The sequence below is a fragment of the Micromonospora cremea genome (assembly GCF_900143515.1).
Taxonomy (GTDB): domain Bacteria; phylum Actinomycetota; class Actinomycetes; order Mycobacteriales; family Micromonosporaceae; genus Micromonospora; species Micromonospora cremea.
Genome location: NZ_FSQT01000002.1, coordinates 1833481 through 1848159, shown reverse-complemented (window position 1 = coordinate 1848159; position 14679 = coordinate 1833481). Strand labels below are relative to the sequence as shown.

Below are 14679 nucleotides of genomic sequence, written 5' to 3'. Positions count from 1 at the left end.
CGACAAGCCACGCCCCGGCATGAGCGAGCGCAGCATCGGCCTGCTCGGCGACCGTAAGAAGGCGCGACTGGACGAGCTGGCCCGGGCGAGCGCGGCCGACCGGGGTGGCATCAGCCTCGTGCGCGACGCCGTGCGCCGGCTGCGGCGCAATCCGGTCGCCATCGTCGGGGCCAGCATCGTGGGCCTGTTCGTCCTGATGGCGATCTTCGCGCCGCTGATCGCGCCGCATGATCCGGTGCAGCGCTTTGACGAGCTGACGAAGAACCTCACCGTGGACAGCATCCCGGGTGCCAGCGGCGACTTCCCGTTGGGCTCCGATCCGCTCGGCCGGGACTTCCTGACCCGGATGATCTACGGTGCCCGGCAGACGCTCTTCGTCGGCGTCCTCGCCACTCTCATCGGTCTCGCGCTCGGCGTCCTGATCGGCGCGATCGCCGGTGCCTTCGGCGGCTGGGTCGACGTGGTTTTGATGCGGCTCACCGACGTGATGCTGGCCCTGCCGAGCCTGCTGCTCGCGATCACCCTGGTCGCGATGGCCAGCCGGTCGAGCCAGTGGACGGTCATCTTCGCGGTGGCCATCGTGAGCGTGCCGATCTTCGCTCGGCTGCTGCGCGGCTCGATGCTGGCCCAGCGGGAGAGCGACCACGTGCTCGCCGCCCGCGCGCTCGGCGTCAAGGAGCGCAACATCGTGCTGCGGCACATGCTGCCCAACTCGCTGACCGCGGTGATCGTGCAGGCCACCCTGACCTTCGCGGTGGCCATCCTGGACGCCGCGGCGCTCTCCTTCCTGGGCCTCGGTGACCCGGACATCAACCGGGCCGAGTGGGGCCTGATGCTCGGCGTGGACGGTCAGCGCTACTTCGATGTCCGCCCGGAGCTGGCGTACTACCCGGCGCTCGCGATCATCGTGGTCGCGCTCGGCTTCACCCTGCTCGGTGAGGCGATGCGCGAGGCGATCGACCCGAAGAACCGGCGGTGACGCCGGTGCGAGTGAGCAGCACGACCAACGAGCGCCAGCGGCGAACGCGAGGAGTGAGCTTGCGAGCTCCGCAGTCGCGGGCGAAGCACCAGTGCAGTGAGGAAGTGACCCGATGAGCCTGCTCGACGTCCGTGACCTGAGCGTGGTGTTCCAGCGACGCGGCGAGCGGCCCTTCACCGCCGTCGACAAGGTCAGCTTCACGGTGGAGCCGGGGCAGACCGTCGGCCTGGTCGGCGAATCCGGCTGCGGCAAGAGCGTGACCAGCCTGGCCATCATGGGCCTGCTGCCCAAGCGAGGCAACAAGGTCACCGGGGAGGTGCTCTTCGAGGGCACCGACCTGCTGAAGCTGCGGCCGGACGACATGCGCGACCGGCGCGGCCGCGAGATCAGCATGATCTTCCAGGACCCGCTCTCCTCCCTGAACCCGGTCATTCCGATCGGGATCCAGGTCGCCGAGGTGCTGGAGCGCCACCAGGGCCGGGACCGCAAGCAGGCGTTGCGGGAGGCCCGGGAGCTGCTCGACGCGGTCGGGATTCCGGATCCGCAGCGGCGGCTCAGCGAATACCCGCACCAGATCTCCGGCGGGATGCGCCAGCGCGCGCTGATCGCCATCGCGCTGGCCTGCAAGCCCCGGCTGCTGATCGCCGACGAGCCGACCACCGCGCTCGACGTGACCATCCAGGCGCAGATCCTCACCCTGCTCAAGCAGTTGGTCGACGAGACCGGCACCGCGCTCGTCATGATCACGCACGACCTGGGAGTGGTGGCCGGCCTCTGCGACACGGTCAACGTGCTCTACGGCGGCAAGGTGGTCGAGCGGGCACGACGGCACGAGCTGTTCGCGCACGCCCGGCACCCGTACACGCACGGGCTGCTCAACTCGGTGCCCCGGCTCGACTCACCGCGTGGTGAGCGGCTGCACGCGATCCGCGGGTCGGTCTCCGACAACATCCCGTGGACGGAGGGGTGCGCGTTCGCGCCGCGCTGCGACAACGTCGTGGACGCGTGCCTCGAAGGGTCCCCGCCGCTCGAACCCACCGCCACCGGCGGCGACCTCCGCTGCAACAACCCCGTCTCCGAGGAGGTGGCGGTCCGATGACCGAACAGACCGGACCTCTGGTCGAACTGCGCGACATCAAGGTCCACTTCCCGATCAAGAGTGGCCTGCTCTTCGACCGCACCGTCGGGTACGTCTACGCGGTGGACGGCGTGTCGCTGAGCATCCGCAAGGGCGAGACGTACGGCCTGGTCGGCGAGTCGGGCTGCGGCAAGTCGACGCTGGGCCGGGGCCTGCTGCGACTGGTCGAGCCGACCGACGGCGAGATCATTTTCGACGGCATCGACGTGCGTTCGCTCAAGGGCGAGGCGATGCGGCACGCCCGCCGCCGGATGCAGATGATCTTCCAGGACCCGCTCTCCAGCCTCGACCCCCGCCAGTCGGTGGAATCGCTGCTGGTCGAGGGGCTCAAGGCGCACGGCCTGGCCGGTGACAAGGCCGAGACGAACCGGCGGCTGCGCGAGACGCTGGAGGCGGTCGGCCTGCCCGCGTCGGCGCTGGGCAAGTACCCGCACGAGTTCTCCGGCGGTCAGCGCCAGCGGATCGGCATCGCCCGGGCGCTGGTGCTCAACCCGGACCTGATCGTCGCCGACGAGCCGGTCTCCGCTCTGGACGTGTCGATCCAGGCCCAGGTGCTCAACCTGCTGGAGGACCTGCAGAACGAGCGCGGCCTGACGTACCTGATCATCGCGCACGACCTGGCGGTGGTCCGGCACATCGCCGACACGGTCGGCGTGATGTACCTCGGCGGGCTGGTGGAGGAGGCGTCCAGCGACGACCTGTACCGCGAGCCGATGCACCCGTACACCCGGGCGCTGATGTCCGCGGTACCGGTGCCCGACCCGGTGGTCGAAGACCGCCGGGAGCGGATCCTGCTCGCCGGCGACCTGCCCTCGCCGACCAACCCGCCGTCGGGCTGCCGATTCCACACCCGGTGCCCGTGGGCGCAGCCGACCCGCTGCGCCGACGAGCGGCCGGCGCTACGCGACGTGGTCGGCGGGCACCGCGTGGCCTGCCACTTCGCCGAGGACATCGCCGCCGGTCGGCTCCGACCGCACGAGGTCGAGGTGGAGCTGGTCCGCCCGGCCGAGGGCACCGGTCCGATCGACCCGCCGGGCGAGCTGATCCCGACCCCGTGACGCCGCCAGGGGCCGTCCTGTCACAGGACGGCCCCTGGGCGGTACGGCTCGACGAGCTCCGGCGTGCGGCTCAGCCCTCCGGGCGGTGCAGCAGGGCCACCGCGACGCCGTGCACCGCGTCCAGACCGGACGGGTCGGGCAGCGGCACCGCGCCGCCGGTCACCGCGTACCACTCGTCCGCGTCCTTGTACTGCACGCCCAACGTGACCTTGCCGTCGGCGTAGCTGGTGCGCAGGGTCAGCTCCCCGGTCACCACACCCACCTCGTCGGTCATCACCCCGCCCGGCCCCGGCACGATGTCCGCGGTGCGGGTGGCGCCGCTGGCCGCGTCGGCGTCCATGCCGGCTCCCGGCGACGCGGTGTCGGGCGGGTTGGGCCCGTCCGCGCTCATCCCCGCGCCGGGCACCGTGCCGGTGGTGCCGGTGCTGCCGTCCACGGTCATGCCCGCGGTCGACGGCCCTGTCGGCGCGCTGCCGGTCGCCGCCGCCGCGTCGTCGCCGCCCGCGTCCGGCGTCTGCTCCGGGGCGGGGGTCGCCCCTGCGCCCGTTACGGCTTGTTCGCCCATGTGCAGCCCTCCAACATGTCGGTCAGGGCGGCCTTCTCGGCACTGGTCACCGTCAGCCGCCAGTGGTGCTTGACCGTCACCCAGCTCTCGGCGTACTGGCACCAGTACGACCGGTTCGCCGGTTTCCACTGGGACGGGTCCTGGTCACCCTTTGCCCGGTTGGAGGACGCGGAAACCGCGATGAGCTGAGGCCGCTTGGTGTCGTTGGCGAAATCGCCCCGCTTCGCGTCGTCCCACTCGTCGGCACCCGAGCGCCACGCGTTGGCCAACGGCACCATGTGGTCGATGTCCACGTCGGAGGGATCGGTGGCGCTGCGGCCGTCGTACACGCTCTCCCAGCGCCCGCCGACCACGTTGCAGCCGGAGAGCTTCACGTCCTTGCCGTCGCGCTGCAGGATGGTGTCCCGCACATCGCAGTTCTTGCCGGTGTTCCGCCAGTGCGGGAAGTGTTCCCGGCTGTAGCCCTTCATCGAGCCGGCGCTGGCGACCGTCAGCTGGCCCAACTGCTCGACGGCGTTGCCGCCGTCACTCGGTGGCGGCGAGTCCGGCTCATCCGACGGGACGCAACCGGCCACGCCGAGCGCCAGCGCCGCGACGAGCGCGGCCACCGCCGCACGCGGTCCTGATCTGGTACGCACAGACGACACCTCTCCAGCTTGCGGTCTCCCGGCGATTGCGCACAGTACCCGGGCATGGTTTCGGCGTTTCGTGGCGTCTCCCACATGCTGCAAGGAAGATTGGTGGGATGACCGCACCTGCACCGGCGCCCGCACTGCGGATGGGTACCGCCGCCGGCCGGGGGACCCTGCTCGCCGCGGTGCTCGCCTCCGGCATGGTCTTCCTGGACAGCACGGTCGTCAATGTGGCGCTGCCGAAGCTCGGCCAGGACCTCGATGCCAACGTGGCGGATCTGCAATGGACCGTCAACGGTTACCTGCTGATGCTGGCGGCGTTCGTGCTGCTCGGCGGCGCGCTCGGGGACCGCTTCGGCCGGCGACGGGTCTTCCTGATCGGGGTGGTCTGGTTCAGCGCCGCCTCGGTGCTCTGCGGGCTGGCCCAGGGCACCGGCTGGCTGATCGCGGCCCGGTTCCTCCAGGGTGCCGGCGGCGCCCTGCTCACCCCCGGGTCGCTGTCGGTGCTCCAGGCCAGCTTCCACCCGGACGACCGGGGTCGGGCGATCGGCGCCTGGGCCGGGCTGTCCGGCGTCTCCACCGCGCTGGGTCCGTTCATCGGTGGCTGGCTGATCGATGCGCTGTCCTGGCGGTGGATCTTCTTCCTCAACCTGCCGATCGCCGTGCTGGTGGTGCTGGCCGCCCTGCGTTGGGTGCCGGAGAGCCGGGACGAGAACGCCTCCCGGACCGAGGGGCCGGGCCGGACCCGACGCCGGTTCGACGTGGCAGGGGCGCTGCTCGGCGCGCTCGCGCTCGCCGGCGTCACGTACGCTTTGATCGACGCGCCGGCGCGCGGCTTCGACTCGGCCCCGGTGGTGGTCGCGGCACTGGTCGGGGTGCTGGCCGCGGTGGCCTTCGTGTTGCTGGAACGGCGGCGCGCCGACACCGCGATGCTGCCCACCGGGCTGTTCCGCAGCCGGCTCTTCTCGGTGCTGAACATCTTCACCGTCGTGGTCTACGCCGCGCTCGGCGGTTTCACCTTCTTCTTCGCCGTCTTTCTGCAGAACGTGGTCGAGTGGTCGGCGTTCCGCACCGGGATCGCGCTGCTGCCGATGACGGTGCTGCTGCTGATCGGGTCGGCCCGGGCCGGCGCGCTGTCGGCGCGGATCGGCCCGCGGCTGCCGCTGGCCATCGGGCCGGTGGTGGCGGCCGCCGGTCTGCTGCTGTTACGCGGCGTCGGCCCGGGCGCGTCGTACTGGCGGGACGTGCTGCCCGGGGTGCTGCTCTTCGGCCTCGGGCTGACCCTGGTGGTGGCGCCGTTGACCGCGTCGGTGCTGGCTGCGGTGGAGGACCGGTTCTCCGGCGTGGCCAGCGGCTTCAACAACGCCGCGTCCCGGGCCGGCGGCTTGCTCGCGGTGGCCTCGCTGCCGCTGCTCGTCGGCCTCTCCGGCGGCGGGTACGAGGAGAAGGCCGAGCTGACGCACGCGTTCCGGGCCGCGATGGTCTGGTGCGCCGGCCTGCTGCTGACCGGCGCGGTGCTGGCCCTCGTCCTGGTCCACCGACCGCCCCGCTCGGCCCCGCCGTCGCAGCCCGGCCACTCGCTGCCCGCCGCCACACCCCCGCACTGAGGAAGGGCCCCTTCTCAACGCCAGGCGTCGATAAGGGGCCCTTCCTTTCACTTCGGCGTCGGGAGCTGGCGTTCAGCTTCGGGCGCGGTTGACGGCGCTGGTGACCGCCTTGATGGAGGCGGTGACGATGTTGGCGTCGGTGCCCACGCCCCAGACCGCCTGGCCGTCCACCTCGCACTCCACGTACGCGGCGGCCTGCGCGTCCCCGCCGGAGGAGAGCGCGTGCTCGTGGTAGTCGAGCACCCGGACGCCCACCCCGACCGACTGGAGCGCGTTGACGTACGCGTCGATCGGACCGTTGCCGACCGCGGCGAGTGACCGCTGCTCGGCGCCCACGCCGACCTGGGCCTCGATCTCGACCTTGCCGTCGGTGGTGCCGATCGTGTAGCCGGCCAGCCGCACGGCCGGATCCGGTTGGTGGTCGAGCAGGTAGTGCGTCGCGAAGATCTCCCACATGGCGGCCGGGTCGACCTCGCCGCCGTCGTGGTCGGTGACCTGCTGCACCACGCCGGAGAACTCGATCTGGAGCCGGCGGGGCAGGTCCAGCTGGTGTTCGCTCTTCATGATGTACGCGACGCCGCCCTTGCCGGACTGCGAGTTGACCCGGATGACCGCCTCGTAGGTGCGGCCCAGGTCCTTCGGGTCGATCGGCAGGTAGGGCACCGCCCAGGTGTGCTCGTCCACCGGTACGCCGGCAGCCACGGCGTCGGCGGTGAGGGCGTCGAAGCCCTTCTTGATCGCGTCCTGGTGGGAGCCGGAGAAGGCGGTGTAGACCAGGTCGCCGGCGTACGGGTGGCGTTCGTGCACCGGCAGCTGGTTGCAGTACTCGACGGCCCGCCGGACCTCGTCGATGTTTGAGAAGTCGATCATCGGGTCGATGCCCTGGGAGAAGAGGTTGAGCCCCAGCGTCACCAGGTCCACGTTGCCGGTGCGCTCGCCGTTGCCGAACAGGCAGCCCTCAATCCGGTCCGCGCCGGCGAGCAGGCCCAGCTCGGCGGCGGCCACCCCGGTGCCCCGGTCGTTGTGCGGGTGCAGGCTGAGCACCAGGCTGTCCCGGCGCGGCAGGTGCCGGTGCATCCACTCGATCGAGTCGGCGTACACGTTCGGCGTCGCCATCTCGACGGTGGCCGGCAGGTTGATGATCAGCTTCCGGTCGGGCGTCGGGTCGATCACGTCGATCACCCGGGCGCAGACCTCCACCGCGAACTCCAGCTCGGTGCCCGTGTACGACTCCGGCGAGTACTCGTAGTAGATGTCGGTGTCCGGGGTGTGGATCTCGGCGTACTTCTGGCAGAGCCGGGCACCGGAGGTGGCGATGTCGGTGATGCCGTCCCGGTCCAGGCCGAAGACCACCCGACGCTGAAGGGTGGAGGTCGAGTTGTAGAAGTGCACGATTGCCCGCTTCGCCCCGCGCAGCGACTCGAACGTGCGCTCGATCAGGTGCTCCCGGCACTGGGTGAGCACCTGGATGGTGACGTCGTCCGGGATCATGTCCTGCTCGATGAGCTGCCGGACGAAGTCGAAGTCGGTCTGGCTGGCCGACGGGAAGCCGACCTCGATCTCCTTGTAGCCCATCTGGACCAGCAGCTGGAACATCCGGCGCTTGCGCTCGGGCGACATCGGATCGATCAGCGCCTGGTTGCCGTCCCGCAGGTCCACCGCGCACCAGCGTGGAGCGGCGTCGATGTGCCGGGTGGGCCAGCTGCGGTCCGGCAGGTCGACCCGGAACTGCTCGCGGTAGGGCTGGTAGCGGTGGTACGGCATCCGGCTCGGGCGTTGCCGGGCGATCGGATCGGTATCAGCGTCGGTGGTGCCGGCTGGTTGAGCCATGGCGGAGTGCTCCCGTGGTCACGTGGCGTTCAGCAATCGGACGGAGTCGGCGTCACTGCCGGTGCGTCGTTGCCCGGCGGGCCGAGGTGTGCTGCGTGCTGATGGGCGGCGCGGTCCGACTCCGCGACGAGGTGCCGGCCGTCAGGCCTCGTCGCGGCGACCAAGGAGGAGGTGCGCCTGCCACATGACAGGGTGACCCTACGTGATGGGATCAGGTGTGGGAAGGTCGGTCCGGACTGTGGGACGGACTTCACGCGCACATTGATCGCCGACCCGGGCGCCGGTCAGCTGAGCAGCAGGTCGGCCAGGGGTCGGCGACGGCGTAGGCCGGTTTCCTCGGCGACCAGGTCGGCCGGGAGACTGAGCGGGTCGCCGAGCTTCCCGACGGCGACCACCGCGTACGGCCGCACGCCGGGCGGCAGTTGCAGGTCCGCGGCGAGGCCGACGCGGTCCACGGTCAGCACCTGGCGCACGTGCAGCCCGAGTGCGGTGGCCTGCACAGTGAGGTGGGCGACCGCCTGCCCCAGGTCGTACGCGACCCCGTCCGCAGGTGCGGCGTCCGGCCCGGTGTCGGTGTCGACGTGCGCGGCGAGCAGGAGCGCGGCGGCCCGGTGGGCCCAGCGCTGGTCGTGTTCGGGCAGGTTGACCAGGATCCGCTTCCAGGTCTCGTCGTCACGGTGACCGAGAGTGAACCGCCAGGGCTGGCGGTTGCCCAGGGACGGCGCCCAGCGGGCCGCCTCCAGCAGCGAGACCGCCTCGGCCTCGCACAGTTCCTCGGTGGGGTCGAAGGCCAGCGGGCTCCAGCGGTAGGCGAGCAGTGGGGTGAGGTCGGTCATACGAGGATCGTCCTGTATGGGTGATTCGCCCCCCAGCGCGGGGGGATCTAAATGTGGGCAATGGCACCCGTAACGGGATGAAGATCAGGGCGTTCCCGCGCTCGGGCTGCTGGACGGGTCGGGTGTCGGCGGAGCTGCGGTGTCGAGCGGCTCCCCGTCCACCACCACCGGCCCGGCCAGCTGCACGGTCGCCGGCGCCGGGCCGGGTGGGGCGGCGAGCTTCAACGTCCCGGTCGCCGTCCGGACACCGGTCGGCGTGCCGTCCCGGTCGTAGCAGTAGATGCCGACGTCCAACGGGGCGTTGAGCGAGGCGTTGGTGGAGTCCACCGAGTAGCAGGTGCCGGTGAGGCCCTTGGGCGTGTCGGCCGGGGCGACCGCGAGCGGCGCGCGGCGGTCGGTGAGCACGTCCAGCCAGTCGGTGAGCGGGTGCTGGATCCGGGGGTCCAGCCGGCGCGGGAGCGCGTCATCACGCTCGCCGAGGCGTACGCAGCGCGTCGGCTCCGGCCGCCCGGCCGACGGCAGGGCGCACTGGAAGAGCCCGTCGGCGGTGGCGGCCAGCGAGACGTCGGCGGTGCCCCCCAGCGCGCCACCCGGCACGTCCACCCGCCAGCTGCCGTCGTTCGCGCTGGTGAACACGATGGTGCGATCCGGTTGACCGGCCTGGCTGAACGCGTACTGCGCCACCAGGTGGCGGTCCTGGGCCGCAGCGGCGAGCGCGGCCAACTCGTCCCGGGTCGCGTCGACCTCCACTGGTCCCGGATCGGTCGGTGGCGGGGTCGATGGCTGCTCGCTGGTGCAGGCGACCAGGAGCGCCGGAAGGGCGAACACGAGCGGCCCGAGCACGCGGCAGGCCGAGCGGATGAGGACGGGCACCGGCCCATTCTGGTGGGTGCCGGCGGCCGGCGGGGGCCGCCCCGTACCCGGCTCGCCCCGGCGTGTCGGGCCCGAGCACCCCGGCGTACCGCCCGACCCCGCGGACCTGGCCGCCCGCGCTGCCCCCGGGTCCGGTCGGGCCGGATGGTGGGATCACCCGACCCGGCGCCGCGACCCGCCGGATACCCTCAAAGGGTCTGACACGCGCCGCCGGCCCCGGTTCCGGCGGCGTCGGCACGCTCAGGGTCACTGGGAGGGAGTGCACCGTCGTGGCACTCGTGGTGCAGAAGTACGGCGGGTCCTCCGTCGGCAATGCCGAGCGCATCAAGCGGGTGGCCGAGCGCATCGTCGCCGCCCGCAAGGCCGGCGACGACGTGGTGGTGGTGGTCTCGGCGATGGGGGACACCACCGACGAGCTGCTCGACCTGGCCAACCAGGTCAGCCCGCTGCCACCGGGCCGCGAGCTGGACATGCTGCTCACCGCCGGGGAGCGGATCTCCATGGCGCTGCTGGCCATGGCCATCCACAACCTGGGGTACGAGGCACGCTCGTTCACCGGCTCGCAGGCCGGCGTGATCACCACCTCGGTGCACGGCCGCGCACGGATCATCGACGTCACCCCCGGGCGGCTCAAGGGCGCGCTCGACGAGGGCTCGGTGGTCATCGTGGCTGGCTTCCAGGGCGTCTCGCAGGACACCAAGGACGTGACCACGCTGGGCCGGGGCGGTTCCGACACCACGGCTGTCGCGCTCGCCGCCGCGCTGCACGCCGACGTCTGCGAGATCTACACCGACGTCGACGGCATCTTCACCGCCGACCCGCGGATCGTGCCCAACGCCCGGCACATCCGGCAGATCACGTACGAGGAGATGCTGGAGCTGGCCGCGTGCGGCGCGAAGGTCCTGCACCTGCGTAGCGTGGAGTACGCCCGGCGTGCGGGGTTGCCGATCCACGTCCGTTCGTCATACTCGACCAACACCGGCACGATGGTCACCGGATCGATGGAGGACCTTTCCGTGGAGCAGGCACTGATCACCGGGGTCGCGCACGACCGCAGCGAGGCCAAGATCACGATCGTCGGGGTGCCCGACGAGCCGGGTGCCGCCGCGCGGATCTTCGACACGGTCGCCGGCGCCGAGATCAACATCGACATGATCGTGCAGAACGTCTCCACCGAGGGCACCGGCCGGACGGACATCTCGTTCACCCTGCCCAAGACCGACGGCCCGACCGCGATGGCCGCGCTCAGCAAGATCCAGGAGTCGGTCAAGTTCAAGGGCCTGCTCTACGACGACCACGTCGGCAAGGTCTCGCTGATCGGCGCCGGCATGCGCTCGCACCCCGGTGTGGCCGCCGGCTTCTTCGCCGCCCTCGGCGCGGCCGGGGTCAACATCGAGATGATCTCCACCTCCGAGATCCGGGTCTCCGTGGTCTGCCGGGACACCGACCTCGACGCCGCGGTCCGCGCCATCCACGACGCGTTCGAGCTGGGTGGCGACACCGAAGCCGTGGTCTACGCGGGGACGGGTAGGTAGCGCCGATGACGGCGCTGCCCACCCTCGCCGTGGTCGGAGCGACCGGTGCCGTCGGCACCGTGATGTGTGAGCTGCTCACCGGGCGTCGCAACGTCTGGGGCGAGATCCGGCTGCTCGCCTCGGAGCGTTCGGTCGGGCGGCGGGTGCGCTGCCGGGGCGAGGAACTCGTCGTCCAGGCGCTGACCCCGGAGGCGTTCGACGGCGTCGACGTGGCGATGTTCGACGTACCCGACGAGGTCTCCGCCGAGTGGGCGCCGGTCGCCGTCGGCCGTGGCGCGATCGTGGTCGACAACTCCGGTGCCTTCCGCATGGACCGGGACGTTCCGCTGGTGGTCCCGGAGATCAACCCGGAGCAGGTCCGCAACCGGCCCCGGGGCATCATCGCGAACGCCAACTGCACCACCCTCGCGATGATCGTGGCGGTCGCCCCGCTGCACCGCGAGTACGGCCTGCGGGAATTGGTGCTCGCCTCCTACCAGGCGGTGTCCGGGTCCGGCCAGGCCGGCGTGGAGATCCTGCACGACCAGCTCGCCAAGGTCGCCGGAGGCCGCGGGCTCGGCTCGCGGACCGGCGACGTGCGGCAGGCGGTCGGCGACGACCTGGGGCCGTTCCCGGCGCCACTGGCGCTCAACGTGGTGCCCTGGGCCGGCTCACCCGCCGACGGCGGCTGGTCGTCCGAGGAGCTGAAGCTCCGCAACGAATCGCGGAAGATCCTCGGCCTGCCCGACCTGAAGGTCTCTGCCACCTGCGTCCGGGTGCCGGTGGTGACCGGCCACTCGGTGGCCGTGCACGCGGTCTTCGCCACCGAGGTGGACGCCGAAGGCGCCCGCCAGGTGCTGCGCAACGCCCCCGGAGTGATCCTGGTCGACGACCCCTCCGCGGGTGAGTTCCCGATGCCGATCGACGCGGTCGGCACCGACCCGTCCTGGGTCGGCCGGATCCGCCGCGCCCTCGACGACCCGCGCGCCCTCGACCTCTTCATCACCGGCGACAACCTGCGCAAGGGCTCCGCCCTGAACACCGCCCAGATCGCCGAACTCCTGGCCAAGGACCTGACCGCCTAACCCCCGCGCCGCCCTCTCCCCGCCCAGCCCCGTTGATCTAGGGCACATCGTCGCGAGTTGATCTCCTGACGCAGCGATATGCCCTAGATCGACGCGGGCTGGGGCGGGAGACGCGCGCGAGAGGGCGCGGGGCGCGGGAGGGGCGGGGCGGGGTTAGGCGGCGGACAGGTGGACGCCGTCGCGGCCCTGGCGCTTGACGGCGTAGAGGGCCTGGTCGGCGCGGCGGAGGGTGAGATCGGGAGACTCACCGGGGCGGGGCAGCGCGACACCCACGCTGATCGTGCGGCCGGTGCGCCGAGCCGCCTCGGTCAGCCGCTCGGCGATCCGGACCGCCTCCTCCGGGCGGCTCACCTCGATCACCGCGACGAACTCGTCGCCGCCGATCCGGTACAGCTCGTCGCCGTGCCGCAGCGCCCCCTCCAGCGCCCGGGCCAGCCCGACCAGCACCCGGTCGCCGGCCTGGTGGCCGTACGTGTCGTTGACGGTTTTGAAACCGTCCACGTCGATCGCGAGCAGGGCCGTACGGCCAGGGGTGGCTGCCGCGATCCGCTGCCCGAACGGGCCGGTGTGTCGCAGCCCGGTCAGCGGGTCGGAGCTGGCCTGTTCCCGCAGCCGGGCCAGCGTGCGCAGCCGGTCCAGGCTGGTCCAGGCCTGCCCGGCGAGCAGTTCCATCAGGCTGACCGTGGTCGGGTCGGGGCGCAGCAGCCGCTCGTCGGCGACGAGCAGCACCCCGCCCGCGTCCGCCGGCCCGACGGGGACGGCGACGAGCGTGCGCACCCCGGCCCGGGTCAACGGCCGGTAGTCCTCGGTCGGGGGCTGACCCGCCTCGCCCAGGGTGTATCCGGCGCCGTACCGGTGCGCCCGGTCGACCATCCGACCGAGTGCGGTCGGACCCGCCTCCGTCAGCTCGGCGCGGATCCGGGTCTCCAGCTCGCCCGGGACCAGCGGCGACGGCCCCAGCAGGGCACCCTCTGGGCCGGCGATCAGCAGCACCGCCGTGGACAGGGTGGAGACCTCCCGAGCGGCGCAGCTCGCCGCGCCCATCAGATCCCATTCGGTCGGCGCGGAGGAGACGGCGGCGGCGTGCCGGAGCAACTTCTCGCTGCGGCTCTCCGCTGGCGGGCCGCCGAGCGCGATGATCCGCGCGCCGAGCCGGGCGGCCAGCCGCTGCGCGGTCTCCCGCCACGGCTCCAGGTCGACCGGCCCGCTCCACTGCAGGTCGAGCACGCCGAGCGGCCGGCCCGACGGATCCAGCACCGGTACGCACAGCTCCGCGGTCACGTCCGGGCGTACCGGCAGGTAGTCCGGGTCGGCGGTGACGTCCGGGACGACGGCCGCGGTGCCGGTCTCGTACACCCGGCCGACGATCCCGGTCCCCGGCGGCACGGTGGCGAAGACCTGCCAGGCGCCGGTCGCCGCGACGCAGCGCAGCCGGTCGTGGACCTGGAGCAGCACGGAGATGGTCGCCGGGGTGTAGCGGGACAGCGCGGTGACCGTCCACCGGCAGGCCTCTTGCGCGCTCGACGCCATCGGCAGGCGGACGGTGACGTCACGGATGACTCGCTGATGATCCACTCGCACGTCGTTCCAGGTAGGGGAGGGGCCGGCCGGCGCCAAGCCGCACGATCAAGCGTACTCACGGCCGCTCGGGGTCGGCCGGGCTTCGTACACATGTGCCATCCACAGCCTGTGGACGCAGCCTGTGGGCGACGCGGTCCCCGGACGGCGTCGGCCGGCGATAGCGTGGAGCTTCCGGCACCGAGGAGGCGAGCCCATGCTCATCGCCCAGCTCAGTGACCCCCATTTGACCACCGGCATACTCGCCGCCGAGCCGGCCGCCGGGCTGCACCGCGCGCTCGGCCGGGTGCTGGCGCTGCGGCCCCGACCGGACTGCGTGGTGATCACCGGGGACCTGGTCGACCATGGCCGGCCCGACGAGTACGCCGCGCTGCGCGAGCTGATCGGCCGGTTCCCGCTGCCGGTGCACCTGGTCGCCGGCAATCACGACGACCGGGAGTCCCTGCTCGACGCCTTCGGCGGTACGCCCTGGCTCGGCGGCGGGTTCTCCGCCTACTACCACGTCGTCCATGAGGCGGCGACCGTCGTGGTGCTCGATTCGCTCATCCCCGGCAGCGACGGCGGCCAGCTCGGCGAGGAGCAGCTCGGCTGGCTCGACGGCGTGCTGGCCGGGCGGCCCGAGGTGCCCGCGGTGGTCTGCCTGCACCACCCGCCGGTCGCGGTCGGCATCCCGGCGGCCGACGCCATCCGGCTCGCCGACGGCGACGCGCTGGCCGAGGTGATCGGCCGGCACCGGCACGTCGTGCGGGTCGCCGCCGGGCACCTGCACCGCCCGGTCGCCACGGGGTACGCCGGCACCGTGCTCACCGTGGCGCCCAGCACCTGGCGACAGAGCACGCTCACCATGAGCGCCGACGAGCTGATCGGCTGGGTCGCCGAGCCGACGGCCTTCCTGCTGCACGCGGTCGAGCCGGGCGGCTGCGTGACGCACACGGCGCAGGTCAGCCACTCCGCCGGCCAGACGTGCGGCTTCTGAGGACGCCG

12 protein-coding genes and 1 pseudogene are annotated in these 14679 nt (G+C 72.1%); 7 read left to right on the top strand and 6 right to left on the bottom strand.

Features of this window, described 5'->3' with window-relative positions; translation table 11 throughout:
* The first annotated feature begins 19 nt into the window (after positions 1-19).
* From BUS84_RS22000 to BUS84_RS21990, 3 genes are all read left to right on the top strand, one after another.
* A complete protein-coding gene (locus BUS84_RS22000) occupies positions 20-979 on the top strand; it encodes an ABC transporter permease (RefSeq protein ID WP_074318999.1) in 960 nt (319 codons plus the stop codon).
* A gap of 112 nt (positions 980-1091) precedes the next feature.
* On the top strand, positions 1092-2078 hold the full coding sequence (locus BUS84_RS21995) for an ABC transporter ATP-binding protein (protein ID WP_074315217.1): 987 nt from the start codon (positions 1092-1094) through the stop codon (positions 2076-2078).
* Positions 2075-3175 carry an ABC transporter ATP-binding protein gene (locus BUS84_RS21990; protein ID WP_074315215.1) on the top strand — a complete coding sequence of 367 codons (1101 nt, stop codon included), beginning with the start codon at positions 2075-2077 and terminating at the stop codon, positions 3173-3175. The genes BUS84_RS21995 and BUS84_RS21990 overlap by 4 nt, the downstream gene beginning before the upstream one ends.
* Before the next feature lie 70 nt (positions 3176-3245).
* On the opposite strand, the gene BUS84_RS21985 is transcribed toward BUS84_RS21990, so the two are convergent.
* Complete coding sequence (locus BUS84_RS21985) at positions 3246-3740, bottom strand: hypothetical protein (protein ID WP_074315213.1); 495 nt, start codon at positions 3738-3740, stop codon at positions 3246-3248.
* Entirely contained in the window at positions 3722-4378 is a 657-nt protein-coding gene (locus tag BUS84_RS21980) for an HNH endonuclease family protein (RefSeq protein ID WP_074315211.1), read from the bottom strand. Before BUS84_RS21980 ends, BUS84_RS21985 begins: the two co-directional genes overlap by 19 nt.
* 107 nt (positions 4379-4485) lie before the next feature.
* Between BUS84_RS21980 and BUS84_RS21975 the strand changes: the two genes are divergently transcribed.
* The gene (locus BUS84_RS21975; RefSeq protein WP_074315209.1) at positions 4486-5979 is read left to right on the top strand and encodes an MFS transporter; all 1494 of its coding nucleotides are present in this window, start codon (positions 4486-4488) and stop codon (positions 5977-5979) included.
* Positions 5980-6051: 72 nt separating this feature from the next.
* Here BUS84_RS21975 and leuA read toward each other — a convergent pair whose 3' ends face one another.
* The 3 genes and pseudogenes from leuA to BUS84_RS21960 form a co-directional block, all read right to left on the bottom strand.
* On the bottom strand, positions 6052-7809 hold the full coding sequence (leuA, locus tag BUS84_RS21970) for a 2-isopropylmalate synthase (protein ID WP_074315207.1): 1758 nt from the start codon (positions 7807-7809) through the stop codon (positions 6052-6054).
* A 287-nt stretch (positions 7810-8096) separates the two neighbouring features.
* A pseudogene (locus BUS84_RS21965) lies at positions 8097-8645 on the bottom strand (nitroreductase family protein); the annotation flags it as partial.
* Positions 8646-8729: 84 nt separating this feature from the next.
* Positions 8730-9518, bottom strand: coding sequence for a hypothetical protein (locus BUS84_RS21960; protein WP_244298671.1), 789 nt, complete (start codon positions 9516-9518; stop codon positions 8730-8732).
* A 269-nt stretch (positions 9519-9787) separates the two neighbouring features.
* On the opposite strand from BUS84_RS21960, the gene BUS84_RS21955 reads away from it, so the two are divergent.
* Together BUS84_RS21955 and BUS84_RS21950 are read left to right on the top strand one after the other, a co-directional pair.
* Complete coding sequence (locus BUS84_RS21955; protein WP_074315203.1) at positions 9788-11053, top strand: aspartate kinase; 1266 nt, start codon at positions 9788-9790, stop codon at positions 11051-11053.
* 5 nt (positions 11054-11058) lie between these two features.
* The gene (locus BUS84_RS21950) at positions 11059-12117 is read left to right on the top strand and encodes an aspartate-semialdehyde dehydrogenase (RefSeq protein ID WP_074315201.1); all 1059 of its coding nucleotides are present in this window, start codon (positions 11059-11061) and stop codon (positions 12115-12117) included.
* 153 nt (positions 12118-12270) lie between these two features.
* On the opposite strand, the gene BUS84_RS21945 is transcribed toward BUS84_RS21950, so the two are convergent.
* A complete protein-coding gene (locus tag BUS84_RS21945; RefSeq protein WP_425293497.1) occupies positions 12271-13647 on the bottom strand; it encodes a GGDEF domain-containing protein in 1377 nt (458 codons plus the stop codon).
* 244 nt (positions 13648-13891) lie between these two features.
* Here BUS84_RS21945 and BUS84_RS21940 point away from each other — a divergent pair, with 244 nt between their 5' ends.
* Complete coding sequence (locus BUS84_RS21940; protein ID WP_074315198.1) at positions 13892-14671, top strand: phosphodiesterase; 780 nt, start codon at positions 13892-13894, stop codon at positions 14669-14671.
* Positions 14672-14679 lie beyond the last annotated feature (8 nt).

Excerpts from the sequence above, each read along its gene's own strand:
- BUS84_RS22000 (WP_074318999.1), top strand. The coding sequence starts at position 20 with ATGAGCGAGCGCAGCATCGGCCTGCTCGGCGACCGTAAGAAGGCGCGA.
- BUS84_RS21995 (WP_074315217.1), top strand. The coding sequence starts at position 1,092 with ATGAGCCTGCTCGACGTCCGTGACCTGAGCGTGGTGTTCCAGCGACGC.
- BUS84_RS21990 (WP_074315215.1), top strand. The coding sequence starts at position 2,075 with ATGACCGAACAGACCGGACCTCTGGTCGAACTGCGCGACATCAAGGTC.
- BUS84_RS21985 (WP_074315213.1), bottom strand. The coding sequence starts at position 3,740 with ATGGGCGAACAAGCCGTAACGGGCGCAGGGGCGACCCCCGCCCCGGAG.
- BUS84_RS21975 (WP_074315209.1), top strand. The coding sequence starts at position 4,486 with ATGACCGCACCTGCACCGGCGCCCGCACTGCGGATGGGTACCGCCGCC.
- leuA (WP_074315207.1), bottom strand. The coding sequence starts at position 7,809 with ATGGCTCAACCAGCCGGCACCACCGACGCTGATACCGATCCGATCGCC.
- BUS84_RS21950 (WP_074315201.1), top strand. The coding sequence starts at position 11,059 with ATGACGGCGCTGCCCACCCTCGCCGTGGTCGGAGCGACCGGTGCCGTC.
- BUS84_RS21945 (WP_425293497.1), bottom strand. The coding sequence starts at position 13,647 with ATGGCGTCGAGCGCGCAAGAGGCCTGCCGGTGGACGGTCACCGCGCTG.
- BUS84_RS21940 (WP_074315198.1), top strand. The coding sequence starts at position 13,892 with ATGCTCATCGCCCAGCTCAGTGACCCCCATTTGACCACCGGCATACTC.